This is a genomic window from Candidatus Omnitrophota bacterium (assembly GCA_028716165.1).
Taxonomy (GTDB): Bacteria; Omnitrophota; Gorgyraeia; order JABMRG01; family JABMRG01; genus JAQUQI01.
Genome location: JAQUQI010000001.1, coordinates 121,393 through 148,329 on the forward strand (window position 1 = coordinate 121,393; position 26,937 = coordinate 148,329).

Here is a 26,937-nt window from a genome sequence, read left to right on the forward strand (position 1 = left end):
ACTAATTAGTGAGCATTGCTATAGTCTCATACGCTTGGGAATTTATAGCATACGTAGACGTCCTATTTGATAACACCCTACATATAGCGGGGTGCTAAAAGTAAGAAGTCTTTTATACCCATTTGGCAGGGTGTAACTAAATAGGACGCCTGCTGATACCTCTGATTATCTCACTCTTGTATTTTTCTAAAGATGCTTCCTATCCATACAGGCGCATAACGAATATCATTCATAAGTGTGCTTTTATCCTTATTAGATAATCGCCTCTTAAGCTTTGCTACGATAACCGAATCTACGTTTATCTGCTTTAAATAGCGTAGGGCCTGAATAACTAACCCGCTTATGCATCCGGCTGTTGCCATATTTTTCGGTGTTGTTCTTTTCAAGACGATCTTCTGCTTTCCAATCTGCACTTTCCGATTAGGACCATCTGTAAAGAAAACAATCTTTGCTGGAACTTGCTCTGTTAAACCTAACAGATTGGCGGCGTATGCACCGGAAAGCTGAATTTTCAAATTATCTCGTCCGACCAATGCTTTCGCAACACGGTTATAATTGGGCGGGAGATCGCCAAAATCCGGATGTTTTATAGGATAATCATATAGACCCCTCATCAGACGACGTATGGTTCCTGATTTTGCTAATCTAAGCAGAGATTGAGCTATCGCTACACGACTTCCTAGGTCATAAAAGAAGCTTGGGGTAAAGACCCAACCCCTCTTGTTGCCATAAATCCTGCTAACTATCATATTCTCAATGCTTTGTGCCATTTTCAACACCTCTTTCTTGTCACAAAAAGTATATATTTTTTGTTACAAAAAGTCAAGCTATCTTTAAGCCCCCGAGCTATTATGTGCCCAAAATGTCCACTCCCCAGTAGACATTTCGATTTAGTGGACATTTACGTGTCCATCCTTGTCCATCAAAATGGCCTTTTTGAGCCCTCCCGGACGCCCGCAGGATACCCCTAAAATCGCCTGTTTTCCGACGCTGGGCACTTATTCTGGCAGGTTTGACCATAGATGCCCAAACTCCAATTGCATGGACATGGACATCGATTTTTTAGGTTATAATCATTGGCTCCCCGCGCCTCGCCCGACCCTCACCCGACACCCCCTTCCAAGGACCCGAGGAGTTAAAAACAAAACCCCTAATCCGAAAAGATTAGGGGACAAAAGGAAACTCTACCGGGCAGGCTAAACTATGCTACCGTACGTGGAATAGGGTTAAACAAGCAGAAGGTTAAGAGTCGCGCCGGTAACCAACGCAACTACTATCATAATAAACGCGCTTTTAAGGGCGTCTTTTATCCCCAGCTCTCTGATTAAAACCATATACGTAGCAATGCAGGGAAAATAAACAGCTAAAATCGTGGAACCGATTACCAATTGCTTTGCAGTTAAACCAAGCGGCCCAAGCATGCCAACGGCAACATCTTTTCGCAAAAACCCTACCACCAACGCAGAAATAGCCTCTTTAGGAAGCCCCCATAGTCCGGTTAGAATCGGTGTAAAAACATATGCCAGGAAATCTATTATGTTCAGCATATACAAAATATTCACAACAAACACTCCTAAAAGCACATACGGCAGGGCTTCGCCTAAAAAACCGGATACTCGCATCCAAAGTTTTTTAAGTACAGCTTGAACTTGCGGTATCCGGTAAGGCGGGATCTCAACTAATATCTCCGGGCTGGCGCCTTTCAAAACCCTATTTAAGAATACTCCTTTGATGATCAAAAGAATAAAAAGAGTCATAAAAACAACGGCTACGTATTTTCCGCCTCTCTGCCCAACTAACCCAACGATCATGGCAATTTGCGCCATACAAGGAATCGCGACCGCCATCAAAGTAGCGGCGATAAATTTCTCGCGGCGTTCTTCCAATATCCGGGTAGCCAGCGCTCCGGGCACGTTACAGCCCAACCCTAGAATAAAAGGAATTATCGCATACCCGTGTAGCCCTAAATGATGCATAAAATTATCCGTGAGAACGGCTAATCGGGGAAGATACCCAAAATCTTCTAATATCCCCAATATAAGATAAAAACTGAAAATATAAGGCAAAACCATAGCTATCGGCACATAAAGCCCGGTCGTCAATAGCCCGAAGGATTGGCCAAAATCAATATTGCCGCCTATTAAATTCCCGATGAAGATATGATGCAGAAATGCCACTTCTCCTAATAACCCGCTTAATTTCATCATTAGCGGAAGCCATAATTTCTCAAACAGGGGCGTGAACAAAGTTCCGATCAAACCCTCTCCAATAAAACGAACTAACCAGAAGGAACAATAAACTACGCCTATGGCGATAGGCAGACCGGTAAAGGGCTTAATACTCAAATCTTCCAATATCTCCAGCGGCGTATGATGCCGATGGGTCAACTTTTGAACTTCTTCAACAACCTTGCCTATCTTCTCCCATCTCTGGCCATCGGAAAGAGCGGACAATTTTACTATTTTTGCCTCGGTCAAGCGGCTGATTAATTCTTTAATGCCCTCTCCGGTTAGGCCGCAGGCAGGCACAACCGGCACCCCCAGATGTTCTTCCAACTTTTTGATATCAATATTTATACCACGGTGCTTTGTGTCATCCCACATATTCAACGCCATTATAACCGGAATATTTTTTTCCAGAAGCTGTAAAGTCAAAGACAAATTTCTTTCCAGGTTTGTGGCATCTACGACATTAACGACAACACCTCCTTCTTGCAGCATGCGGCAAGCTACATCTTCGGCCTTACAGGTCGCTTCTAGAGTATACGTTCCCGGCACGTCAATAATCACCGCGGTCTTATCGCCGATCTTTAATTTACCTTGAGTAAATTCAACCGTTGTCCCGGGATAATTAGAAATGGCTACTTTCGCTCCGGTAAGACGGGAAAATATCGCGCTCTTGCCGACGTTAGGGTTACCTATTAATAAGATCTTATCTATGCTCATCTCTCAATAATCATCACAATTAATTTGTTATCTCGCATACGTTATGGCGCCAACAGGACAAATATCTTTACACTTACCGCAAGACCAGCACTCCGCAAGGAAATAAACCTTTTTATTATAAATATCTTTCATAGCGCTTGTAGGGCATACATTCACGCATTTCCCGCACCGTATGCATTTCTCTGTATCAATATGTATCCTATTTATGGAGATATTTTCTAATAACCAAGAATACAGCCCGAAAGGACATACGCAATGGCAAAAAGGTCTAAAAATAAATAAGCTTAAGATGATAAAAACAGGTAAAGTATATAATGCTATCTTCGCTAACTCATGGAAATTGAATATCTTGAAATAATTCACGTGATGGTATACCACAAAATCCTTAATTCCATAAACAACCGCGTCTCCAAAACCAAATAAAAGAACCAAAAATACACCGAATATAAACATCCTTAACATAGAATATAACCAAAATGGAATTCTGATACTATGCTTACTCCTGCAACCCATAACATTGAAAAGGCATTCCTGCAACGCTCCTATCGGACAACCCCAACTGCATATAAATTTCGAACCGATTAATGAAAATGTGGTAAAAATAAAAAAGATGCTTATAAGTATCTTCCCCTCTCCTTCCATTTTATTGAATAGTTTAAACACCTTAACAAGGGATTCCATGGGGTTAGGTGTTGCGCCAAACGCAATGCCAAATATCAGGACGGTACATATCAATACAATGGCCCGTGCTTTACCTATATTCTTCAGATTAAAGATAAACAATAATATAAAAGATAAATAAAACGCTAAAAAAATTAATTTCACGGCATATTTTATAAAACCAAGCTCTTCTTTAATATGTGATACTGCCGCTCTTATAACATTAGAATCGATAGGTATTGTTCGTATCGGCTGATTACGCGATACTTTCCAGATCGAAGGATCATCGTGGCTTAAAATATGCAGAATTTTTTTTAACAGGGATATTATTACTTTGGGCAATTTGTCTCAATGTAGAATCGGGCGAAACTGCTATCGGTTTATTAACAATACCGGCATAATTGCCCATATATAATGCAATAACACCGCTGGCTAAAACCACAATGACACACAAATAAATATTCTTCATGCTAAACTTTTTTATAATATTCATCGCTTAACTATGACCATAATCCTTTTTGCCATGCCAAAACCAATGGCGATCTGCACATTATCCACTTCTACCGTCTGAGGCCCGCGCCAAAAATGAGAGCTCACCTTAATGATTCTCTTACCCTGCCGCACCCCAAGTCCCTGTAATTTTCTGACAAAGCCGTGGCCACCCTGTAAATCCTTGATAACACCGCCTTCTCCGGGCTGTAACTGTGTTAAATCTATTTCAATCTCATTCATTTTATAAGATTTCTCCTTTTAGCCAGAAAATAGATATTGCAGCAAGGACAAATCTTGCCCCAAAGAAAAACTACCTTCGAGAGCTTTGCTCTAGGAAACTTGCGGGAAATTGCGCACAAGGGACAAATTCTATGAACACAAGAAAAAACTACCAAGCACTTATTGACAAATCCGCTCATTTTCCCCCTCTTAATAGTTTTTTAGCACCGATCGCTACGAACCCACCCTTGCCGAACCCCCTCTTTGGTTTTTGGACTAAATTCATCTCATCCGGAAAAATAGATATTGTTTGATAGTAAGAAGGGGAAGAAAAACCAACCATTCTGAGCAAATTCCATACCTCTTGAACGCTGAAAAATCGTGCCTGCTTATAAAATGCGCTTTTCTTTTTTTGATAGTACTTCCCCAAAAAACTTTCTTTATCTACGATACCGATCACTATTTTGCCGTTTTTCTCTAAAACACGGTATGCCTCTTCTAAAACTTTTCTGGGATCATTCACAAAACATAAAGTGATAATAATTGCCACATAATCAAAAGACTCATTCAAAAAAGGCAAATCTTCTCCAAAAGCCATTCTGACATTTATACCTCTCTCTTGTGCGATATCAAGCATCCTGGGCGAAGGATCTATCCCCCACTTTATCCCTAAGGCAGCGGCAAACCTTCCTGTGCCCACGCCAATTTCCAGCCCTTTTTTATCCCTCGGCGTGAATTTTTTTATCGCCTCTAATTCTGATAAAAATGCAAATTTATGCTTGTCATACCATGTGTCATATTTTTTATACTGTTCATCGAAGACATCGCTCATAAACCTAAGTCTCCAAACCAGCCGTCGTAAAACCTTTTAAGATGCTCGTATTCCTCTTTTGACATGACATTTTTCTTGATCTCTTTTTCTTTGAATGAATACCGGTAATTGGAGCAATAGCTTCCAATAATGTCCTTAGCGTGATTTATCTTTTTAAACATTTCTTCGCAATATTTCTTTTCTTTATCCTTGCATCTATCCGGATGAAATTTAAGGGCTAGATTTCTGAAGGAATCTTTAATCTCTTCTATACTCGCCTCTTCGTCTAATCCTAAAATTTTTCTTGCCTCATCAACCTGTTTAAAATTAATCATATTATGACCTTATTTTTATTTCCGGATAAATGCTAATTTTGCATGTAACAAGGCTTGTTATAGCACAATTTTTCCCGGCAAGATTTGTAAGCTCTTTGGTTTTTCCGATTTGGCCGCGCGTAAAAACAACTATTCTGGGCTGAATCTTAATTTCGATAAAAATAGGTTTATCTCCGGCTTTTCCAATGATCCCCTGCCCTTCGCTGTCATAGCTTACAATTTTGATACTATTACGCTTTGCCGAATCCAAAAAAGCGTGTTAATGAACCCCTCAACCGAATCCACAAATAATTCTTCGGGTGTGACCATATCATCGTGTGTTTTTGCACCCAAAGAAGCGGCTATTTTAATAGTTTTATGCCCTATTGAGCACAAAAATACCTTTTCTTTTTCATCCCATGTCACAACCGATTTATGGATAGAATCTTTAGTACCCTTTGCTATGCCCATCTGCCACCCCTGCGCATTATATTATATAAAAGGCTTAAACGCGGCTTCCAGTTCTGTCTTTGGGACCGCGCCGACAAACTTATTCACTACTTTCCCATTCTTAAAAATCGCCAACGTCGGTATGCTCATAACTTCATAGCTGGCGACTGTCTTAGGCGCTTGATCCACATCTAATATACAAACCTTTAATTTTCCTTTATACTCTTTAGCAATTTGTTCAATCACGGGAGCCATTCTAAGGCAAGGCCCGCACCACACTGCCCAGAAATCCACCAAAACAGGCAAACCTTCTTCCAATACCTCTTTTTTAAAATTGCTATCGTCTATATTAATCCCCATTTTTTACCTCCTTCCCTCTACTTCCTAATTCTATCGACTCCACGAAAAATTCCTTATCCATTTGGATATTAACATCTGCACTGTCACAAAAAGGACAACCGAATACCCTCTTGGTAATTCGGGTGGCACGCTTACAGTTTTTGCATTCTTATAGAATCTCAAGAGAAAAAACTTCAAGCCGTACATTTTTAAACTTTTCTCCCTTAATCAACTCCTTAAAAGAGCCCTGGGGGCTTTCGGCAGTAACATGGCTAAAAGGGCTTAAGCGGGCATTAACTATAACCTGTCGCCCGGCCCTTTTTTACCCAACTTCTCCTTTAAAACTGTAAATATCTCATTAATGAATCTTGTTTCGTGCGTAAAGATCCTTATAAGTCATCTGTTTTTTAACAAATAAAAGCGGAAAAACTATATCACTTACGCAGCAGAAAATCCACACTGCCAAAAAGATGAATATAAAAATAGCCGCGTAAGTAAACCAGCCCGAAATTTCAACTTTTGCCATAATCATATGAAACAAAGAGGCCCAGGTACTTAATAGAACATGCCCGGCATGAGGAAATTTTGTCCGCGGCCTAACCCAAGCAATAATAATACCTAAAAAAGCTAACGGGTTAACTAACCACCATTTTTCGATGAAACCGAGATGCACCCCTCTATTAGGCATGCCGAGCATAGTTTCAGCTGCGTAAGGGATTAAGGAATCACTCACAGTCGCGATACCCACAGAACCAACATAGCCGATTATGATTAAAGCCCAAAAATTACACTTTCCTTTTATACAATTGACGCCTACGCTGGGGCAGGTATGAAGTTTATACATTGCCGCGGTAACCAGCGCGCTTAAAAATACATGTAAAGGATGCAATACATAGAAAATATTGTATGAAATCTCATAGGGCAATCTCAACGTAAACACCATAATAAAGATTCCGGTAAGTGTGCCGAATATCGTAAAAGGCGCGTGTGCTTTTAATTCTTTAAGAATTTGCCCTACCATATTATCAAACCTCTATCTCTTGGCCTATTTCAATCGGAATAAAATTATCCCCGTAAAATCTCTTAAAAATTTCTTCTGCCATATCTCCGGAACAATGGGTAGGCCCGGCTTTTATTATGTTCATCTTTCTAAAATTCTCCGCCACTATCTCTATTGCCCGTTTATCCGAATCCATTAGATGGAATCCGCCTAAAGCAAGGTAAATTAACTCACCTGGGAATTTCGTCTTTGCCTTTTCTGCCATCTTCAATATTCCCGGATGAGCGCATCCGGTAATAATTGTCAGGCCGTTTTTTGTTCTCAAGGCAATAGCTTGCTCTGCCATATATTTGCCTTTATACGCCCCTGGTATTTCTCCTGTGGTATAAATACCGCCTGCAATCTCGGTAACTTTTTCGGTTTCTATCAATTCTCCACCGCATTTCTTAACTCTCTCCTTAAACTCCTTGCCAAATCTTGGGCAGGCATAAACCTTAAGTCCCGCCCTCTGTGTCAACAAATCCCAAAGACCGCCCCAATGATCCCAATGGTCATGAGAAATCACTACCGTATCAATTTTGTTAATATCAACGCCTAAAAAACACATATTATCAAGCAGCCATTCTCCTTTTTCTCCGGTATCAAATAATATTTTTCCATCTACGAGAAAAGAAATACCCCAGCCAGTTTTAAGTTTCTTATCCGAAGCGGCCTTATCAAAAATAACCTTTATTTTCATTTGCCTGTTCTACCTTTCCAGATACCTTTTCAAATCAGCTACCGACACTCTTAAAAAATATCCATAACATCCATAATGCGTATTTTATCCGGCCTAACATTCAGCGTAAAACCGCCGCCGCGTCCTTGAAAAGATTTCAATATTTTATGCCTGCTCAAGGCCTGTAAAATCCTTCTCGAAAAAGCTCTGCGCATATTCAATTTTTTTACCAATTCATCTACCGTAATTACTTTTTCCGAATACTTAGTAAAATAATGCAACGATTTAACCGCACAATGGATATCCTTAGTAACTAATTTCATCTCTTACAAACCCCGTCTCCCGAACAAGGCGGAGTATCGCACCGCTCTGCCCTGCCACAACATGTCTTGCCTCCCTGCAAACCAATAATACGATCGCCCGTGGCCACAAAACTTTGGGAAAGCAATTTGTCTAATTTCTTGTTGCCGCAAAAGCTACATTTGATTTCGGCTTTCTCTTTAGTAACGCCGATTAAAAACTCACTTACCTTCCCGCAATCCCTGCACTTATACTCATAAATTGGCATGTTTATCCTTTACTTTTGATAACATCGGCTTAAGCAATGTAAATTTCTCCAATAAACCCATATAATCGATAATCAACTTTCCTCTTAGATGGTCTACTTCATGCTGTAATACTCGCGCCAAAAGCCCCTGCGCCTTTAATTCAACGGCTTCCCCCTTCTCGTTCAATCCGCTTACAACAATCTGATCCGGCCTCTCTATGACGACGCCGACACCGGGCATACTTAAACAACCTTCTTCCATTTTATCCGAGCCTTTTGCGTCTAAGATCAAGGGATTAGCCAATTTGATCACGCATCCTTCAATATCTGCGACTATTAAATTTTTGGAAATTCCAATCTGCGGAGCAGCTAAGCCGATACCGGCAAAGTGACGCATCGTAAAGAGCATCACTTCAAAGAGCCTTACTTCTTTGCTGGTAATCTCTTTTACTTCAAGCGACTTTTTCCGTAATACTTTTTCAGGATATTTTTTTATTTCTAATGGTTCCATTTTTTATTTTTAAGGTTGTAAAACAATACTATGGTACCCATTTTGCAGCCGGTCTCTTTGGCGACTACCGGGCATTTCACCATGAATAAAAAGAAAATAGGCCTTTTTTCGTTCGATAATGACTCGAAGTTCCCCTGGCCTTTACTAATAATCATATCCGCGCGCTTATATATCTGCTTAAATTGCTTGGAACACAGCCTAAGAAGCGTTCCCGGAGCGTCCGTGCCATTAGAAATTATTCTGGCCGTTTTATCAATCCCGCAAACCTTGGCATCTTCAAATAACGCATCATTTATAACAGGCTTTTCTTTAACGGCGTAATAGATGTTCTTATCCGGATATTCCTTTTTTATCTCTTCTATCAAAATCCGGTCAAATACTACCTCCCCTGCGTTATCGGCCAGGTATAAAATATCCCTTGCATTTCTAACTGCCCGCCTGAATTCTTTATAATGAAAAACCGATTGTTTACGTATAACTTTATTTTCCTCAGCGAGTATTTTCTTCAATTCCTCTCTTACGTTTAAATTATTCTTCGCGCCAAAATCTATAATGTTACCGGCAATAGCTAATTCTGCGGCCTCAAGAAGCCTGTCCCCGGCACGGTCAACTTTTGTCTTCAATTTTCCTAATAACCTTAACGCGCAACGGTTGCTTTTCTGCTTTATAGCCTGATACGGATCTCTATTAAAACCTACATCGCTTAAAAGCCTATAACCAATCCGGGCTATCTCCGGGGGACTTGCATTAAGGGATATCTTGGGTATCTCGCAGGCAAACGCATCAATAATCTTTTTTTGCTGTTTTGGACTTATTCGCACGATCCGGCAGCCCTCAAGCGCCTGCTTAAAAAAACAAGGAATACAATCTATGTATGTTTTCATAACTTTATCTTATTTAACCTTACCCCTTCTTTTTAACGTATCCTCATCGCTTAAGGAAACTATGTCTTTGCCATCTCTTTCATCAAACACCGAGACTACCTGTATTCCAGCGCAAGCGTCAAGAAAGTTATTTTTTATTTTAAAAATATCTTCTTTGGATAATGCCCTGACACTGCATTGCCTTAACGGAGTATTGACCTGAACCTCATCCGGTTTGATATAATTCGCCAGATATATTAGTTTATTAACGTCATTTCTATTGTTGTCTATCAACATCATCTGCAAAGCCAATTTCCCTTTATAACTTTTCCTAAAAACCTTTATTCCTTCTACGATATTTCCAAACTCTACTCCCTTAACAGGCCTGTTGATACTCTGTAAAGATTCGGGGGAATGGGCATCTAACTTGGCAACAACAAAATCCGCCGAAATAATCTCTTTTCTTACCTCATCCATCCCCATCAAAGAACCATTAGTCAAAACCGCAACCGGCTCTTTGCGGATTAACTTTACCGCCTTAATCCCCTCGCCTAAATTGGCCGCCAGGGTAGGCTCTCCCCTTCCGGAAAAAGTAATATAATCAATATTGGTTTCCGGCAATTTTTGGAGTTCTTCAATAACCGCCTTAACAGGCACATAAACCTTCCGCTCACTTGCATATTCTTTAACCTGCCCTATTTGGCAATAAAGACAATCAAAATTGCAGATCTTCTCTGCTTGCGAAAGCAAATCTATGCCCAAGGAACTACCCAGCCGCCAAGACGGAACAGGGCCGTAGATATATTGAAATCCTTTTTTCATTTCGTATCTCCGACGAATTCTTTTATTTTTGCCACAATCTTTACGAAAGACTCGGCTGACTTCGTTTTGTGCCCAAATGAAACAAATGGCGTACCCTTATCGCCAAATTCAACAAATTCCGGTTCAAACGGAACCCTGCCCAAAAACGGCACCTTCAACTCCTGCGCCGCCTTTTCGCCGCCGCCTTTCTTAAAAATATCTACTTCTCCGTGGCAGTGAGGGCAAACAAACCCGCTCATGTTCTCAATAATACCTACAACCGGAATCTTTATCTCCTTGGCGAATGATACGCTCTTTCTCGCGTCAAGTATGGCAACATCCTGTGGTGTAGTCACTATAATGATCCCGGTCACATTGGGAATTAATTGACAGGCGCTTAACGGTTCATCGCCTGTTCCCGGGGGCGAATCGATAACAAGGTAATCCAGGTCACCCCAATTAACATCAGCTAAAAATTGCCTTATAACCGCTGTTTTCAACGGCCCCCGCCAGATAATCGGCTGATCGGAATTGTATCCGGTAAGCGCGACACTCACTGCCTTTAAATTATCCGAAACCCCCACCGGCTGGATCCCGAATTCAAAATTATAAAGCGATTGTTTTTCTATTCCCAACATCTTAGCAATATTAGGACCGTGAAGATCAATATCTAAAATACCCACCAAATTGCCCGAAAGTGACAATGCATACGCAAGATTTACCGCTACCGTCGATTTACCTACTCCGCCTTTACCACTCATAACAATAAGAGGGTGTTTTACCTTCGCCATCTTTTCCTTAAGGCGCTTCTCCTGTTCTAAATATTCCGCTTCTTTGGTTTCCATATTTCTCTCCATTTTGCTATCGCTTATTAACTAAAACGTAATCTCGTTCTTTACGATAATCCCGCGGCTTATTTTGTATTTGTAAATTCTGAAGTTGTCCAAGCTCCTTTAGCCTGTTATGGATCAGCACCCATGCGCAATCCCGCTCAGGGTCAACTTCACATTTACCCTTATTAACGCCTCCGCAAGGGCCGCTGCGAAGCCCCTTAGGGCAGCGTGTTACCGGACAAATACCACCGGTAACACCGACAATGCACTCTCCGCACATAAGGCATTTCTTCTCAAAACGGTCTTCCTGCGGAGAAAGCCGGATTATCTCTCCTTGAAATAACGTATCATTTGCCGGATAAACTGGTTTGCCTATAATCTCGGCTATCGCCTGGGTACCTCCACCGCAGGCAAGGCTAACAATGGAATCCGCTTCGGTTATTTCTCTTTCTTTTCTCCGAAGCAATTTCTTTGACTCTAAAATATAACACGCCGGATTAAGGATATCCCATCCGGTTACTTCTTTGCCTTTAGCACTCAATAATCCGGCCATTGCCTTTGTCTCAACCTCTCCTCCGGTTTTACAGGCAGTCGCGCAAAGAGCGCAACCAATCAAGAAAACAGCCGAGTCATTCTTGATGTAACTAACTATTTCATCTAATGGCTTCTGTTTTGTTATAATCATGCTTTCAATAAATAATCCGCTATTGCCCGATAAAGCGTGCTTACCGATAGAATAGTGCAATGCAGATGATCCTCCGGTAAACCTTTCAGTCGTTTAATCACTTCTCCCGCCGAAATAGATAAAGCATCCTTTACATTTTTGCCGTAAGCCAAATGTGCAACCATTGCGGCGCATGCCCGGGTAGCCCCGCATCCATCCGTATAATACCTGATGTCCGTGATTTTATTGTTTTCTATCACTAAATAAAACTCCATAAAATCCCCGCAGGGACCTTTTAAATATGAAGAAGCCGCGGGATCGTTTATCCTGCCAAAAAACTTAGGGTCATTTAAAAGGCTTATAACCTCTTTAGGATAACCCACCGTTTCTTCCTTATTAACCGAATCTTTTATATAAACATCCTCCGGATACGATCTATCTATACGGACGCGTATTCATTCTTATCTTCAAAAATAGGCTCTTTCCGGGCATTAACCGGTAATTTACACTCTCTGATAAATACCTTAAAATTCCCCAGATACACAGGCTGTCCGCTTGGTTCATTTGAAGCAAGATATTGTTTTTTACTGTCTAAATCATCTATAATTTCCTTGTTACGAGAATACGCTGCAACAAAATCTAACCCCTTTTCGGTTAAAACAAATACCGGTATCTGCCGGGATAACTGCAATATCGCCAAAGAGCCGATTATCCGGCGCACATCAGAAGAAGCGCAGCTCCACACTAAATCAGCGTGGTCGCGTATGATATTAATCTTATCTTTAGTTATCCCGGTCGTGCACACTGCTAAAGTAATTACGCTGACATCATATTCTTTTTCTATCGAACGAATCGCTTTTAAATTCTCCGCGGAATGACCGCATACGCTAACCACTATGGTTTTATACCCGGCCCTTACCGCCTCCTGAACCCCGCGCGCCTGATCAATAAGCGCGTTTTCAAAGACTACCTGGCAGCCAAACGACTTAAGCTTCTTGATTATCCCTTTAACAGGAGAAGTCATCAATAGGCTATTCATCCGGGCGCCAATACCTTGAACAATCTTGGGCTTATCGGTAATCACCGTGCCTGCCCCGTCGCAGACTACAACCGCCGCGTCAATCACCTTTTTTCTCAATGAAAAACTGATCATTTCTGACGCGCCGTACGGTATCGCGACATCATTAAATAAAATCTTTCTCTCATCAGTAAAGAACCCGTAATCTTTAATTTTTGACTCGATCGCCATCTTTATGACATTTTTGATGGCATCTTTATCACTGTGACTCTTACCCCTGAAATCCTTATACAAATGTTCCGCTAAGGGACAATAAGTAAGCGTCGGATCAGTAATATTGATTACCTTTCCGTCAGAAACACTCACATACGATGAAAAATATTTTAGAACGTGAATATCCCGCCTATCCATAATATTCCTATATTTAAGATCGCAATTTTTCCCAAATACGGCAAATCTCATCCTTTACCGCCGAATCCTTATGTTCAATTATTGTCTTACCCTCTACCATAGATTCAACTACCGTTTTATCAAATTTTACCTTGCCGATTAGAGGAATGTTGTTAGCTTTACAATAGTTCTCTATTTTCTCTGACATCTCCGCGTTTAAATCATATTTATTAATTATCAACTGCGCTGGAACGTTAAAATGTTTCGTTACCTCAATAACTCTAGCGGCGTCATGCAATCCGGATAACGTAGGCTCGGTTACCACAACCGCGCAGTCAATTCCTGAAAGCGAAGCGATAACCGGGCACCCTATGCCCGGAGCGCCGTCAATAATCACCCAGTCGCAATTATTCTTCTCTGCCAATTCTTTCGCCTGTTTCCTCACCAAAGACACTAATTTCCCTGAGTTCTCCTCTGCAATCCCAAGCTTAGCATGCACCATAGGACCGAAGCGTGTTTCTGAAATAAACCATTCTCCCGCGAGGTTTTCTTTCATCCTGATAGCCCCAACCGGGCAAATATGGCTGCAAAAAGCGCATCCTTCGCAAGACACAGGGTCAATAACAAAACTGTCACTTATGGCATTAAAACGGCACACGGCAATACACTTGCCGCATTGCTGGCAGGTCTTTTTGTCTATCGCGGCGCTTAATCCGCTTCTAAAATCGTGCCGTTCTTTTATCTTGGGCTGTAATAACAAATGCAAATCCGCCGCGTCCACATCGCAATCAGCCATGACTTTATTTTTCGCCAAAGCGGCGAATGCCCCGGTAATCACGGTCTTGCCCGTTCCGCCCTTTCCACTGATAACAACTATTTGTTTCATAATATTCTCCTAAAAATAAATGTCTCTTTCGCCGCTCTTGATTTTTTTATAATATTCAACCAATGTCGGATAAAATAAAGGCAACCGCTCTTTGACCTCTTTTATTTCTTTTGCTATTATCTCTTCCCCTGCCTTTTTCGTTGCTGAACTGGCAAAATCATCAAGCCATTCCCGAAATGTCAGGATAGCATTCAATTTGCAAAATTGCCCCTCTTTGCCGGAACGTAAAAGCTCCATAATGCGATCCCCCGTTCTGCCGCAACGGTAACCGGCAGTACAAAATGATGTGATAAACCCCATGCCTGCCAACTCAGCAATAACTTCATCAAGAGAGCGGGTATCTCCCAATAAAAATTGCTGCCGATTTTCTTCCTGGCTAAGATATTTCTTGCTGTATACTCCGATTCCTATACGTGAAGACGCGTCGGTTTGCGTGCACCCAATAGGAATTATTTCATGCCTTATTCCCGGACTCTCCCGGGCAGTCAAGATCATCCCTGTATAGGGAATAGCAAGCCGGATCACCGCGGCAAGACGCTTAAACTCATCATCTGAAACTTTATATCCAGTTTCTAACACGCGCGCCGCGTTCATAGCGGGCTCAAGACGGGGAATAGAAACAGTATGCGGCCCGACACCGCTAAAGCGTTTCTCTAACTCACGGGCATGAGATACCAGACCCATCACTTCAAATTTCCAATCATACAAACCGAACAGAACACCTATACCCACATCATCAATACCAGCCTCTAATGCCCGGTGCATGCAATAGAGCCGCCAGTGATAATTCCCTTTTACCGTTGAAGCCGGATGGTATTTCTGATATGTTCTGCGGTGGTATGTCTCCTGAAAAACTTGATACGTCCCTATACCGGCTTCCTTCAATATGGCAAGATCCGCTATTGAAAGCGGAGCGCAATTCACATTGACCCGGCGAATCTGGCCGTATCCATTCTTGGTTTTAACTTTTACTGAATAAACGGCTTTAAGAGAATCGGCAATGTAATGAACATCTGAATCGGGATGCTCCCCATATACCGTTACTAAGCGCTTATGGCCTATTTCACCAGCCAATACCTCTACCTCTTGGCTTATCTCATCAAGAGATAATTTTTTCCTTTCTATAGTGTTATCGCTTTTAAACCCGCAATACGCGCAATTATTAATACAAAGATTGCTGCAATAAAGCGGGGCGAAAGTTACAATACGGTTATCATATACTTTCTTTTTTACTATTGTTGCCGTCTCAAATATTTCATCCCACAAACTATCATCACGCACGTTCAATAATGCCGCGGTTTCATTTAAATCAAGTGTTTCTATGGCGAGCGATTTCTGTAAAATATCCCTGATCTTAAACGAATCGGGATCTTGGTTAAGAATCAGGGCATTTGTAATGGAATCTTCATCAATAAAATCCCCTGTCGCCATATAACGGTTAATTTCTTCTGTTTTAATCATGATCACCTAACATGTTACATTTTTCCATACACATCCTGGGCCGCTAAAACTATCGGGAACATTGTCGGGGCGCTTGTCAAATAAGGGTGTGTAGCAACTTGCAAAGTCTCCAGTTCCGTAGCCGACATGCGCTTTTGAATCGCGACTCCTATAATATTTATCATCTGTGCGCATGACATGCCGCAACTTACCTGACCCCCTAGAATAATGCCAGACTGCTTGGAAAAAATAAGCTTGATCCTGCCCTTACAGGCACCCGGCAAAGAAGCTGGATGTTTATCTACGCCTTCGATGCTTCCAACAACGATCTCGAAACCTTCTTCGCGGGCGGTTTTTTCGGTGAGCCCGGCCGATCCTAAAACTAACCCGTCTATGTATGTCGAATATACCGCGATAGTGCCTTTATTTTCACGGATCACTTTGATCTGATAAAGATTAGCTCCGGCAATCCTTGCCTCGGCGGTCGCGGTAGAAGCCAACATCACCGGAATCGCTTTACGAGTATAAAAATCTCTCTTACAAGAACAATCTCCGATCGCAAATATATCCGGATCGGTTGATGTGCGCATATACTCATCGGTCATAATACCCTTGCAAGAACCTATCTCTAATCCGGCATCTACGGCTATTTTCACATTCGGCTTGGAACCTACCCCAAGAATTATCCCATCAACCGGAATTTCTTTCCCATCGGCAAACTTCACTCTTTCAACTTTATCTTGCCCGATTATTTCCTCTACCCTGGTATTAGTCAAAACCACGACTCCCTTTTCCCTTAACCGTGCTTCGGCCATCTGCGAAAATTCAGAGTCAAAAGAATTGGCAAGTATCTGCGGAAACATTTCTACTAACGTAACACTGATACCTTTGATTTTAGAAAGTTCATCAGCAAACTCTACACCGATAAACCCGCCGCCGATAACAAGCACATTTTTGCACTTTTTGATCTCGGCTATCACGCCTTTCAAATACCCCATTTCTTTATTTATCGGATAAACCCCTCTTTTATCCACGCCCTTAATAGGCAAGATGATGGGAGTTGAACCCACCGCTAACACTAATTTTTCATAGGAATATATGTCTTTCTTTGCCGTTTCTATGGTTTTTTCTTTACGGTTGACGCGTACAGCGGAGTCAACAACGACTTCAACATTATTCTTCTCCAAAGACGCCATGCCTAATTTATTTTCATCAGGATTAGCAAGACTGGCAAACATATAGGGAATTCCGCAAGGAATGACTCCATCCGCCACATCCTTCATTACCATGATGCTTTTCCCAGGGTAGTATTTTCTGGCGGTTACCGCGCATACCACTCCGGCGGGACCAGCGCCAACAACCAATATATCCGTTTTTTTATTCATCTTGTCACCCTTTTAATGATTCCATCATTACGCAGATGCTGTGAATCACTCATATATTGTTATCATGGCAAAATTGTATGGCGGCTTCGCTTTCCGCACCCGGCTGAATCCATGCCCGCTTTATGCCTTTCTGAAAATATTCCTGTAAGATGGTTTCGATCGCTGGCGGAGGCGTAACTATATCAACAACATCCACTACACACGGTATATCGCTTACAATTTTATAACAAACCTTACCTTCAATTTCGCTTAAACGGAGATTAACAGGAAAAACCTCATAGCCTCTATGTATTAAGTCCTTTAGAATCTTATAGGCAAATTTAAATTCATTTCTGAATGAACCTACTACGGCAAATCTTTTCTGTTTTAAAAATTCTTTAACTAAATCTTCCATTTACCTATTCTATTTTCTCACCCGCGCCAGAACCGCTGTTCGCATCAAAAATTTCTTCTATTTCTATTTTGAGCGCTCCCTTAGCGGGATACTTTTCTCCCATCGATTTCATCCATTTCCTGGCGTCTTCATATAGAGGCCCTGAATTTAAATAACTGCACCTACCTTTGATTTGATACGACTCCTTGCCGCTTCTCACAAGAATCGCGACTAAAGGATTCTCAAGAATATTCGCTAATGTCTTATTCATATAGTTATCAACAATGATGATAGTTTCGTCATCCAGAAGATATTTCGCTCCCGCATTGCAAACATTAGGAACACCGTTTTTTGACGATGTAGCAAGCTGATGAACCGGCTCGTTATTAAAAATATCTTTTACTTTCTTAGGTATTTTCATTAAAAGTAGCCTTACTCCTTCTGAGATATTTCTTTTAAAATCTGTTCGTATAAACACAGAAAATCTTTCTTATAGTCGGGGAATACCTTAACCATCGGCTCCCCTTTTGAATAAGCCATGGCGATTTCTTTTCTAAAGGGTATTCTCATTAGCACGGGTATATTTTCTTTCTTACAGTATTCCTCGGTTTTATTATTCCCCAAATCAGCGCGGTTGATTACCACCCCAAACGGGATCTTTAATTTCCTTAGGACCTCTACTGCCAAAATTAAGTCATTTAAACCAAAAGGCGTTGGCTCGGTGACTAAAACGCAAAAATCGCTTTCCTTAACCGAACCAACCACAGGACAGGATGTTCCGGGAGGAGCATCGATAATAACTGTTTTTTTAAGATTAATATGCTCTTTGACCTGGCGGATAAGCGGCGGAGACATTGCTTCGCCGATATTAAGTTTCCCGTGTATGAATTCAATCTCTCCGCAAACGCCAAGTTCCACTACCCCTATTTCTCTATTTACTTCTTTTATTGCCTTTTCCGGGCATAGGGCACTGCAAGCGCCGCAACCGTGGCATAAATTAGCAAAAACTAAAGTGCTTCCCTTATTTCCGTTTTGGCCTGGCAAAACCGCGATCGCGTGAAATACGCATACCTTGGCGCATTTTCCGCAATAAGTGCATTTGGATTCGTCAATCTCCGGAACAGGAATATAGGCTTTTTGCTGTTTTTCGATATTAGACTTTAAGAAAATATGCGCGTTGGGTTCCTCCACATCGCAATCCAAAAACTGCACGTTATTGATAGATAAAGCCAAATTAACCGCGATCGTCGTCTTGCCTGTCCCGCCTTTTCCACTTGCTATTGAGATAATCATATATTATGTACTCCGCTCGGCTATAAGCACGCTTTGCACGATGCTAGCGCATTCATTTATAGTAAAACCTTTATCAATGAAATATTTTTTTGCTTCTTCAAGGCGATTCCTAAAATAATCATGTGTCCTGCCTTCATTCGTGTGGCAGGCATTAATAATTTCTAATCCTTTATCGCTAAAATCGCTTAAGACCACCTTACCGCCATGGCGTAATAAACGGGTTATTTCGTCTAATACCGCCAACGGTCTTTCAAGATGATGAAATACATTAATAGAAAAAATAATATCAAAACTGTGATCTAAAAAACCCAAGCGTTCAGCGTCCTCAATTTTAAATATTGCCTGTTTTGCAAGGCCAAAATAACACAGATTTAGCATAGCGATCTCTTGCTCATCCTTAGAGATATCTATGCTGGTGAAAGTAAATCCGCGCTTTGCCAAAGCGAGAGCAAAATGACCTTTACCTGTTCCGATTTCAAGGATTTGCCCAGAAATAGGCAGGGATTTATCAAGGATAAAATCTCTTTCCTTCTCTATGTCGTAGCCAAAGCTTCGGTAATAGTTTACTCTCTCTAAATACCTTTTATGATTTACTATAACTTCCTTATCCAAATTATTCCCTTATTCTCTTCTCATCTTGGTCCCGCATTTAGGACAATTCACATCGTAACAAGGAGCCCCTTGTTGATGCGGCACTTTTTCTCCACATTTGGGACATATACAATTCCCTCCAGGACCAGCTCCCGACTGATTACCTCCCATCCTGCCTCTGCCTTGGCCATTTGGCATGATAACCCTCCTTTGCTTTTACTATTCTCGTACCATTCTTATGCCGCATTTAGGGCAGCTCATCGAGCCACAAGGTGTGCCTGCTTGATGAATAACTTTAGTCCCGCAGCTTGGACAAACACAATTACCTCCCGGCCCCGCGTTGCCTCGTCTACCTCTGCCCATACCCATTCCCCTGCCCATCCCTGATCCTTGGCCCAACGGCCCAGTTCCATCTCGTCCTGGCATAATAATCACCTCCTAATCGTGCTCTTCAAACATTTTATCCTGCGTTGGATCCTTCTTTCTGATCCACTCAATCAACATTGCCGCGTGCTCTTTTTCTTCGTTCATATTGTGCGTAAGAAGCTTTTTCAACGACTCATCAGCAGTAGCGTCTATACGTTCCTGATAAAAATCAACCGCCTCCAATTCCTCGCGTAAAGATTTTCTTGCTCTTTCTAAATCAACATGCTTTGGATCCATTTTTTCCAACGGTTCAAAGAATGGCATCGCACCTCCTTGCGTTTTTATAACCGTGCTGCTTGTCTTTTAATTTCAGCGGCCTTATCCGTTAATTCCCAACTAAAATCCGCATCGTTACGGCCAAAATGGCCATAACAAGCGGTTTTTCTGTATATCGGCCGTAGTAATTTCAGGGAATCAATGATGCCTCTCGGCGTAAGCTTAAAATTCTCTCGAATAAGCTTAACCAATTTCTCATCGGGCAACTTTCCTGTACCATAAGTCTCCACGTATACAGATAACGGTTCGGCGTATCCTATAACATAAGCCAACTGGACAAGAAATTTATCAGCTAAGCCAGCCGCAACCATATTTTTGGCGATATAACGACACATATACGCCGCAGAACGGTCAACTTTTGTTGGGTCTTTCCCGGAAAATGCCCCTCCGCCATGCGCAATGCTTCCGCCATAGGTATCTACGACAATCTTTCTTCCGGTCATACCAGTATCGGATTGCGGGCCACCGATTAAAAACTTACCCGTTTGATTAACATAATATTTTGTATCCTTATCTATAAACTGCTCTAAAACCGGCTTAGCCACAATATCAATAAGCTCTTTACGTGCTTTCGGGGTAATATTTTTACCTGTTTTATCTAAAATCTTATCCGTATGCTGGCACGCAAGCACAACCGCATCTACACGATTAGGCTTGCCATCATGATATTCCACTGTAACTTGTGATTTACAATCGGGCCCTAAATATTTTAAAGTATCGGCTCTACGCACATCCGCCATGAGCTTTACCAATTTATGGGCGAGAGTTATCGGAAGCGGCATTAACTCTTTAGTCTCATTGCAAGCGTAGCCGAACATAATTCCCTGATCGCCCGCGCCGCCTGCATCAACGCCCTGGGCAATATCTGGAGATTGACTATTAATAGAATTTATAATCGCGCACGTTTCATAATCAAACCCGTATTTAGGATGCGTATATCCGATATTTTTGATAATCTCACGGGCAAGCTTCTGAATATTGATATATGTAGATGTCGTAATTTCTCCGCCAACAACTAAAAGCCCCATTGTAACGTACGTCTCGCACGCAACTCTGCTTCTATGTTTATTGCGATCGAGCTTTAAAACCTCATCCAATACTCCGTCTGATATTTGATCACACAACTTATCCGGATGCCCTTCTCCAACTGACTCGGAAGAAAAAAAATACTTACGTTTATTCATGAATTCTCCTAAATTGAAATCGCTTCATTTGGGCATTGATTCACACAAACTCCACACTCAACGCAATCATCGCTGATTACGGCTTTTTCTTTTTCTATCTTTATCGCATTAACAGGACAAATATCCTTACACGTGCCGCAACCATTGCATTTCTTTTTATCTACTTTCGCAGCCATAACCGCTCCTCTTTATTTCTTCTTACCCGGCATTCCGGCATGCGAACTGACACTAGGGCCAGAAACCGCTTTGTATTCTCCTTTTTTATATTTCTCGACTGCTTCACTAACCGTACCCGAGGCTCCGGTAAATATCTCTATTCCTGCCGCCTGCAATGTCTGAAAAGCGTTAGGCCCGACATTCCCGGTTACCACAGCTTTAATCTTTTTAGAAGCGACAAACTGCGCCGATTGAATACCCGCGCCGCCCATTGACTCAATATTAGGATTTTCGATCTCTTCAAATTCTAAAGTATCCGTATCAATAATAATAAAGTGCTGACACCTGCCAAAACGAGGATCTACCTTAGAATCCAAACTGCCGCCCTCTGAAGTCACGCATATTCTCATATATTTTCGCCTCCTTAATGGTCACAATCTTCTTTATGTGGATGGTCACATTCATCTTTTTCTAAACCGTACCCCTTACCCGCTCCGGGCTTGCAAAGACTCTCGCCGCTTTCCAGCGTTCCTTTTTTCAGCTGTCCGATTACTTCGTCGATTTTTACGCTTATCCCTACGATAGTCTTAATGCTGTATTCCTCAAAAAGTGACGTTGCCCGCGCTCCCATGCCACCGGCAATAATACAATTTACACCCTTTTTATGCAAAAACTCCGGAATCGCACCCGGCTGATGTCCGGGATTCGCTACTCCTGTCCTTTTCGTTACTTTGCCATTTTCGATGTCAACAAGGGTAAAAGTTGGACATCTACCAAAATGGGCAGACACAAATTCTCCATCTGTAGATATGGCTGCACGCATAATATCTCCTTTTAAACTGGATAGGATAAAGGAATAGAGATTAAAATCTATCCCTTTACCCTATCTGGATTGTTTACTCACTCTTCTCTGCCTGATTTTTCTCAAGCATCTCAATGCGGCCTTGAATATCCTCAAGCTGTTTTTTTAAGAAATCAGCTTCACCTTTTAGGATATCCGCCTCCTGCTTAGGTTTCATTTCAGGCGCATAAGGATACGTCCCGCCAAAAGCAGGAAATCCCATAGATGCTCTCTGCCAGCCGGAAAGACCGGTTGTGTAAAACCAATTTCTCCGGCCTCTGCCGCCGCCTCGGCCAAAAAACCCTCTGCCCATGCCAACATAACCTCCGCCGGACACAGGATTCATATAACCGGCCATAGGATAACCCGCACAGAGACCAGCCCCTCTTCCTGTCATCGGTCCTAATCCCATAGGTCCAGTTCCATCTCCTCTAGGCATAACAAACACCCCCTTTCTTAAACTACTTTTGGATTCTTTATCACCAGAATCTATTTTAGCTACGCAAAAACCCATTCCCCTGCCGGTAAACGACCCTGCTCCCCTGGGTCCTGTCCCATCAAATCCTGGCATAATCATCACCCCCCCCCCATTAATGGAATTGATAATCATTCTCATATATTGAGAAAAAATATATTCCCTACCTCTTAATACAGGTATTGCACAAACCGTAAAACTGGATCAAATGATTCGTGATCTTAAAATCATATTTTTGTGACAGGCCTTTTTCTGTTTGATTAAGCAACTCAACCTCCTCATCGATAAAATCGGTATAATTGATAACACGGTTGCATTGCGTGCATATCAAATGATGATGGTGATGACTGCCCTTAGGCCCCTCTGCTAACTCATATCGCGCTCTTTTATCGCCAAAATCGAACTTAAAAACCAGGCCTAATCCAGCTAAAACCTCCAATGTCCTATATATCGTAGCCAATCCAATGCTGGGACATTTAGGATGCGCTTCCATATAAATATCTTCCGCGCTTAAATGTTTATCTGATTTGGAAAGCACTGCCAATATAGCTTCCCTGCCGGGCGTTATTCTATAACCACACCCTCTAAATTTGCCATGCCACCATGGCGCACCAGCACAATTTCTTCTTGGCATATTATATCCCTTGATAGTTGATAATGATTACCATTTACAATAGTCTATTCTTCTTTGTGTTTTTTGTCAAGCATTTTTTTAACGATACCGTATTTATGCGCGTGAAAACTTTTTATTAAAGTTTAGTACGCTTGGGGATTTTTCCGGTCTTGAAGTGTTTATCAATCCAGCCGCTTTTGACCTTATCCCGACTGTCGAAGTGTTTTACATATGGTTTGACATCCAGAAGCGGGGTACCGTCTAACATGTCAACCTCTGAAAAAACGATGGTGTCCCTCTTAACGCTTTTGATTTTGACGATCGAAAATCCTATATGGTTCGGCCTATGAGGACTGCGTATCGCGAATATTCCGTGTTCTGTATCTTCAAGAAACGGCCTGCCGGTAAGCCTCTCTTCTTTTGAGCGGTTAAAATGATAGATCAGAATAAGATGCGAAAACCCTTCGATATCCTTTAAGCCAGCTTTGTATTTACGAAACAATCTAATGGTACCAACAACTCCCCGCTTGAACTTACCCTGAATGGGTATGCCTTTGGGTTCTTTATACGGTGTATTAATGATGCCTATCGGCTTGATTGTAATAGACTTTTTCATCTTAAAAAGTCACTACCTTATCAGATTCTTTTACGATGTCGTACATATCCTTCATGGTAGAGATCGGGCACATCTCAAAGCCGTCTTGCCCTCTAGATTTAATACAACTCCCACAAGCGTAAATCTTCCCGCTAGACTGCATGAATTTTTCCGCCTGCTCAACGGTGTTAAATTTATCCGTACTGATCTTCTGATACTCAACTCCCTTGCCCATAAAGAAGATTTTGACCTCATCTTTCTGCCCAAGCGCGAAATTGGCGTAACGGATCGCGTTCCAGCAGGTTTCAGCGTCATTGCTTGAAATAACTATTCCGATTTTCACTTAAACCCCTCCCTTCATTTTTATCCCTCCACCAGTGCCTCAGCGAAGCTCGCCATCGTGCGTCTATAAGGTGGCCATCGGCCATCCCATTGTCCGGATGCAAACTTTTTTTATATTCTTTCATTTTAATATCTTATGTTATTGGCCTTAGTGTCAAAATTGTAAAAAAACCGGATAATTCTTTTTTGAGGATTTCATAAAATTGGTCTTTAGCCTTTTCTTCAATCCATGGTTTATGCCCGCAATTTTTTAGTAGAATAAAACAAAAATCTCTGATTACTCTGTTGAGAGGCTCCCTTACTCCATCGGGCGGATGAATATAGACCTTCAAAATAATAGAATTTAGGCTGTTGTTCCTGTCATGATTACCCTTAATGAAGATGAACTTGCCATTCAGCCTCTCTTCAAATTGCCGAGACCTCTCTAGACCGCCCTCATTGCCCCTTTAAATATAAAATCACCGAGAAAAAAGACAGTATCCTCCGGCTTTACGCGCTCATTATGCTTGCGAATAATGGTCTCATTCATCCCCTCGGCCGGGTCAAACGGATGATTGTAGTACCTTATGATAAAGGCGCGCGTAAAGTGATAATCCGATGTCCGCCAGTAGTTCATATTTTAATCCGGCTGATTCGTTCTTTTAGGTTTCGGCTATACCTTCTTCAGCCAAAAGCCATTTCCAGAGAGGCATGGTCTTCACGGTAAAGCCGTTCAGTTTCTCTTCGCCTTCCGCGTCCTCGGTGATGATTACCGCTTTATCAGTTTCCAATTCTTTCATCGCCTTCTGAAGGCTCCGCAGTTCACGTTTTTTTGTTTTCTCGTCTCGCATGTTCCAGCAAACCTGAATCAAACCCGTTACATTCAATCCGTCTTTGATAACAAAATCAACCTCATGATGCTGAACGTCTTTCCAGTAAAATAATTCAACGCGCGGATTAACGATTTGTTTTCGTTTAAGAGCCATGAAAACAATATTTTCCGCTAACCGCCCGATATTATCAGAAAACCTAAATCCTACTGAATTACATAATCCTGTATCAATCGCGTAAATCTTACGGGGACTTTTTTGTTGCTCCTTCACCTTGAACGAAAACCTCTTAAGTTGAAATATAAGATAAACATCCTCAAGATAACTTGAAAATTTATCAATTGTATCCGACGTTATGTCAAGATGTTTTGCAATCGAAGTAAAAGTCATAAGATTTCCGGCATTGCTCAGATAATACTTGATTAACGCCTTCATTGCCTTGGTCTTCCTAACACGGAATCTTTTTATTAGATCCTTCGATACAAGGTCATCAAAATAATTCAATAAAACCTCTGTTTTTTTATCTGACAAGCTAACCTCAGGAAAAGATCCGTTCTCCATATATTTTCGGAAATGCCCCATTATTTCAGTTTTTTTTCTGTCTACGTCAAGCGGTGCTTTAATTTCTATATTGTAAAACATTAAGTATTCTGTAAACGAAAGAGGAAAAACACAAAGATCGATATGTCTCCCTGTTAATAATGTTCCAAGTTCACGGCTAAGCAAATGAGCGTTTGATCCAGATACAATGATTTTAGCTTTTTTAAGCTCATGCATCATACGCACCCATTTTTCCCATTCATCGATTTCCTGAATCTCATCAAGAAAAATATACGGCGTATCAGTAGGAGACATGAACTCTCGATAAACGTCATATATTTGAATCAATAATTTATTATCGAGCGTTAAGAATCTGGGATCGTCAAAATTGATAAAAAGTATGTTTTCCTTTTTTACGCCCTTATCCGCCAGAAGCCTTCCCATTTGGCGCATGATATATGACTTTCCTGCCCGCCTGGGACCGGTTATAGTTATTACTTGATTGGATCCTTTAATAAGCCCTTCCAATCTATCAATATAGGAATTTCGCATAAGCCCTATATCTTTTTGACCAGCCCACTCATTCCAACTATCTAATATGTCGAATACCTCTTTTTTCTCCATTAGAATTCCTCCTATTCGGCATAATTATCTAATTTTGCCTATTACAATGTAAAATATACGTCAAAATTAGCATTTTGTCAATGCTTTTCTTTAGCGGAGCTATAAATCCCTAATGTTCACTAAGTAGTGAACATTAAATGTCCACTGTTTAGTGGACATTTCAAGGTAATGGACATTTAGCATGGTCCCAGCACCCCTCTTTCTCCAAATTTCAATATAAACCTTTTATTTTATGGCATTTATATCAAGAATACAGGCAATTCTTGTCAGAAAAACTATATACTTTTTCTGACAGGTTGTCGCAAATAGTGCATACATTTTGCGACAAGAGATAGCTGGCTAAATGTCCACCGGCCGGGAATGTCCACTATTTATGAGACATTTCGATTTGGTGGACATTTACATGTCCATCAATGTCCATCAAAAGGCCTTTTTTGGCTCTCCCGGACGCCTTCAGGATACCCCTAAATCGCCTGCTCACCCCATTAGAAATACCCCCTCAATCCTTAACAT

At 41.4% G+C, this 26,937-nt stretch carries 37 protein-coding genes and 1 pseudogene; all 38 read right to left on the reverse strand.

All coding sequences use genetic code 11. From position 1 onward, the window contains the following. Positions 1–170 precede the first annotated feature (170 nt). Entirely contained in the window at positions 171–770 is a 600-nt protein-coding gene (locus PHV77_00570; GenBank protein ID MDD5503794.1) for a DUF6088 family protein, read from the reverse strand. 456 nt (positions 771–1,226) lie between these two features. Next, positions 1,227–2,945 (reverse strand): ferrous iron transporter B, encoded by a 1,719-nt coding sequence (locus PHV77_00575; protein MDD5503795.1) that lies wholly within the window; start codon positions 2,943–2,945, stop codon positions 1,227–1,229. Positions 2,946–2,972: 27 nt separating this feature from the next. Further along, the gene (locus tag PHV77_00580) at positions 2,973–3,947 is read right to left on the reverse strand and encodes a 4Fe-4S binding protein (protein MDD5503796.1); all 975 of its coding nucleotides are present in this window, start codon (positions 3,945–3,947) and stop codon (positions 2,973–2,975) included. 147 nt (positions 3,948–4,094) lie between these two features. Further along, positions 4,095–4,337, reverse strand: a complete 243-nt coding sequence (locus PHV77_00585) for a FeoA family protein (GenBank protein MDD5503797.1) — start codon at positions 4,335–4,337, stop codon at positions 4,095–4,097. A gap of 175 nt (positions 4,338–4,512) precedes the next feature. Continuing rightward, positions 4,513–5,148 (reverse strand): class I SAM-dependent methyltransferase, encoded by a 636-nt coding sequence (locus PHV77_00590; GenBank protein MDD5503798.1) that lies wholly within the window; start codon positions 5,146–5,148, stop codon positions 4,513–4,515. Beyond that, a complete protein-coding gene (locus PHV77_00595; protein MDD5503799.1) occupies positions 5,145–5,462 on the reverse strand; it encodes a DnaJ domain-containing protein in 318 nt (105 codons plus the stop codon). The genes PHV77_00590 and PHV77_00595 overlap by 4 nt, the downstream gene beginning before the upstream one ends. A gap of 213 nt (positions 5,463–5,675) precedes the next feature. Next, a complete protein-coding gene (locus tag PHV77_00600; protein ID MDD5503800.1) occupies positions 5,676–5,912 on the reverse strand; it encodes a hypothetical protein in 237 nt (78 codons plus the stop codon). A gap of 21 nt (positions 5,913–5,933) precedes the next feature. Continuing rightward, complete coding sequence (gene trxA / locus PHV77_00605) at positions 5,934–6,251, reverse strand: thioredoxin (protein ID MDD5503801.1); 318 nt, start codon at positions 6,249–6,251, stop codon at positions 5,934–5,936. 337 nt (positions 6,252–6,588) lie between these two features. Next, on the reverse strand, positions 6,589–7,251 hold the full coding sequence (locus PHV77_00610) for a hypothetical protein (protein MDD5503802.1): 663 nt from the start codon (positions 7,249–7,251) through the stop codon (positions 6,589–6,591). A 4-nt stretch (positions 7,252–7,255) separates the two neighbouring features. Further along, the gene (locus PHV77_00615; GenBank protein ID MDD5503803.1) at positions 7,256–7,969 is read right to left on the reverse strand and encodes an MBL fold metallo-hydrolase; all 714 of its coding nucleotides are present in this window, start codon (positions 7,967–7,969) and stop codon (positions 7,256–7,258) included. 50 nt (positions 7,970–8,019) lie between these two features. Further along, positions 8,020–8,271 carry an Rrf2 family transcriptional regulator gene (locus PHV77_00620; GenBank protein MDD5503804.1) on the reverse strand — a complete coding sequence of 84 codons (252 nt, stop codon included), beginning with the start codon at positions 8,269–8,271 and terminating at the stop codon, positions 8,020–8,022. Between the two features lie 231 nt (positions 8,272–8,502). Next, positions 8,503–9,006: a peptide deformylase gene (def, locus tag PHV77_00625; GenBank protein ID MDD5503805.1), complete on the reverse strand. Its 504-nt coding sequence runs from the start codon at positions 9,004–9,006 to the stop codon at positions 8,503–8,505. Further along, the gene (locus tag PHV77_00630; GenBank protein MDD5503806.1) at positions 8,994–9,890 is read right to left on the reverse strand and encodes an ARMT1-like domain-containing protein; all 897 of its coding nucleotides are present in this window, start codon (positions 9,888–9,890) and stop codon (positions 8,994–8,996) included. Before PHV77_00630 ends, def begins: the two co-directional genes overlap by 13 nt. A 9-nt stretch (positions 9,891–9,899) precedes the next feature. After that, positions 9,900–10,691, reverse strand: a complete 792-nt coding sequence (locus tag PHV77_00635; protein ID MDD5503807.1) for a radical SAM protein — start codon at positions 10,689–10,691, stop codon at positions 9,900–9,902. Further along, positions 10,688–11,515, reverse strand: coding sequence for an Mrp/NBP35 family ATP-binding protein (locus PHV77_00640; GenBank protein ID MDD5503808.1), 828 nt, complete (start codon positions 11,513–11,515; stop codon positions 10,688–10,690). The genes PHV77_00635 and PHV77_00640 overlap by 4 nt, the downstream gene beginning before the upstream one ends. 16 nt (positions 11,516–11,531) lie before the next feature. Then, positions 11,532–12,188 (reverse strand): methylenetetrahydrofolate reductase C-terminal domain-containing protein, encoded by a 657-nt coding sequence (locus tag PHV77_00645; GenBank protein ID MDD5503809.1) that lies wholly within the window; start codon positions 12,186–12,188, stop codon positions 11,532–11,534. Beyond that, the gene (locus PHV77_00650) at positions 12,185–12,550 is read right to left on the reverse strand and encodes an iron-sulfur cluster assembly scaffold protein (GenBank protein MDD5503810.1); all 366 of its coding nucleotides are present in this window, start codon (positions 12,548–12,550) and stop codon (positions 12,185–12,187) included. The genes PHV77_00645 and PHV77_00650 overlap by 4 nt, the downstream gene beginning before the upstream one ends. A gap of 56 nt (positions 12,551–12,606) precedes the next feature. Continuing rightward, a complete protein-coding gene (locus PHV77_00655) occupies positions 12,607–13,647 on the reverse strand; it encodes a DUF2099 family protein (protein MDD5503811.1) in 1,041 nt (346 codons plus the stop codon). Further along, on the reverse strand, positions 13,610–14,461 hold the full coding sequence (locus PHV77_00660; protein MDD5503812.1) for a P-loop NTPase: 852 nt from the start codon (positions 14,459–14,461) through the stop codon (positions 13,610–13,612). Before PHV77_00660 ends, PHV77_00655 begins: the two co-directional genes overlap by 38 nt. A gap of 9 nt (positions 14,462–14,470) precedes the next feature. Next, on the reverse strand, positions 14,471–15,922 hold the full coding sequence (hydG, locus tag PHV77_00665) for a [FeFe] hydrogenase H-cluster radical SAM maturase HydG (protein MDD5503813.1): 1,452 nt from the start codon (positions 15,920–15,922) through the stop codon (positions 14,471–14,473). A gap of 14 nt (positions 15,923–15,936) precedes the next feature. Continuing rightward, positions 15,937–17,286 (reverse strand): FAD-dependent oxidoreductase, encoded by a 1,350-nt coding sequence (locus PHV77_00670; GenBank protein MDD5503814.1) that lies wholly within the window; start codon positions 17,284–17,286, stop codon positions 15,937–15,939. Positions 17,287–17,335: 49 nt separating this feature from the next. Further along, a complete protein-coding gene (locus PHV77_00675; GenBank protein MDD5503815.1) occupies positions 17,336–17,680 on the reverse strand; it encodes a CoA-binding protein in 345 nt (114 codons plus the stop codon). Between the two features lie 4 nt (positions 17,681–17,684). Continuing rightward, complete coding sequence (locus PHV77_00680; protein MDD5503816.1) at positions 17,685–18,080, reverse strand: pyridoxamine 5'-phosphate oxidase family protein; 396 nt, start codon at positions 18,078–18,080, stop codon at positions 17,685–17,687. Positions 18,081–18,091: 11 nt separating this feature from the next. Next, the gene (locus PHV77_00685; protein MDD5503817.1) at positions 18,092–18,952 is read right to left on the reverse strand and encodes an ATP-binding protein; all 861 of its coding nucleotides are present in this window, start codon (positions 18,950–18,952) and stop codon (positions 18,092–18,094) included. Positions 18,953–18,955: 3 nt separating this feature from the next. Beyond that, positions 18,956–19,564, reverse strand: coding sequence for a class I SAM-dependent methyltransferase (locus tag PHV77_00690; GenBank protein ID MDD5503818.1), 609 nt, complete (start codon positions 19,562–19,564; stop codon positions 18,956–18,958). 47 nt (positions 19,565–19,611) lie between these two features. After that, positions 19,612–19,734 (reverse strand): hypothetical protein, encoded by a 123-nt coding sequence (locus tag PHV77_00695; GenBank protein ID MDD5503819.1) that lies wholly within the window; start codon positions 19,732–19,734, stop codon positions 19,612–19,614. A 247-nt stretch (positions 19,735–19,981) separates the two neighbouring features. Then, the gene (locus PHV77_00700; protein MDD5503820.1) at positions 19,982–20,233 is read right to left on the reverse strand and encodes a ferritin family protein; all 252 of its coding nucleotides are present in this window, start codon (positions 20,231–20,233) and stop codon (positions 19,982–19,984) included. A 17-nt stretch (positions 20,234–20,250) separates the two neighbouring features. Beyond that, the gene (gene metK / locus PHV77_00705; GenBank protein MDD5503821.1) at positions 20,251–21,429 is read right to left on the reverse strand and encodes a methionine adenosyltransferase; all 1,179 of its coding nucleotides are present in this window, start codon (positions 21,427–21,429) and stop codon (positions 20,251–20,253) included. Between the two features lie 8 nt (positions 21,430–21,437). After that, the gene (locus tag PHV77_00710) at positions 21,438–21,605 is read right to left on the reverse strand and encodes a 4Fe-4S binding protein (GenBank protein ID MDD5503822.1); all 168 of its coding nucleotides are present in this window, start codon (positions 21,603–21,605) and stop codon (positions 21,438–21,440) included. A gap of 12 nt (positions 21,606–21,617) precedes the next feature. Beyond that, complete coding sequence (locus tag PHV77_00715; GenBank protein MDD5503823.1) at positions 21,618–21,995, reverse strand: NifB/NifX family molybdenum-iron cluster-binding protein; 378 nt, start codon at positions 21,993–21,995, stop codon at positions 21,618–21,620. A 14-nt stretch (positions 21,996–22,009) separates the two neighbouring features. After that, entirely contained in the window at positions 22,010–22,408 is a 399-nt protein-coding gene (locus tag PHV77_00720) for a NifB/NifX family molybdenum-iron cluster-binding protein (GenBank protein ID MDD5503824.1), read from the reverse strand. Positions 22,409–22,481: 73 nt separating this feature from the next. Then, entirely contained in the window at positions 22,482–22,865 is a 384-nt protein-coding gene (locus PHV77_00725; protein ID MDD5503825.1) for a DUF5320 domain-containing protein, read from the reverse strand. 54 nt (positions 22,866–22,919) lie between these two features. Then, positions 22,920–22,997: pseudogene (locus PHV77_00730) on the reverse strand (DUF5320 domain-containing protein). A gap of 67 nt (positions 22,998–23,064) precedes the next feature. Next, entirely contained in the window at positions 23,065–23,535 is a 471-nt protein-coding gene (locus tag PHV77_00735; protein MDD5503826.1) for a Fur family transcriptional regulator, read from the reverse strand. A 115-nt stretch (positions 23,536–23,650) separates the two neighbouring features. Continuing rightward, the gene (tsaA, locus tag PHV77_00740) at positions 23,651–24,130 is read right to left on the reverse strand and encodes a tRNA (N6-threonylcarbamoyladenosine(37)-N6)-methyltransferase TrmO (protein MDD5503827.1); all 480 of its coding nucleotides are present in this window, start codon (positions 24,128–24,130) and stop codon (positions 23,651–23,653) included. Position 24,131: 1 nt separating this feature from the next. Further along, positions 24,132–24,452: a DsrE family protein gene (locus tag PHV77_00745; GenBank protein MDD5503828.1), complete on the reverse strand. Its 321-nt coding sequence runs from the start codon at positions 24,450–24,452 to the stop codon at positions 24,132–24,134. A gap of 423 nt (positions 24,453–24,875) precedes the next feature. Next, complete coding sequence (locus PHV77_00750) at positions 24,876–25,067, reverse strand: hypothetical protein (GenBank protein MDD5503829.1); 192 nt, start codon at positions 25,065–25,067, stop codon at positions 24,876–24,878. Between the two features lie 25 nt (positions 25,068–25,092). Beyond that, entirely contained in the window at positions 25,093–26,424 is a 1,332-nt protein-coding gene (locus PHV77_00755) for an ATP-binding protein (protein MDD5503830.1), read from the reverse strand. Positions 26,425–26,937: the final 513 nt, after the last annotated feature.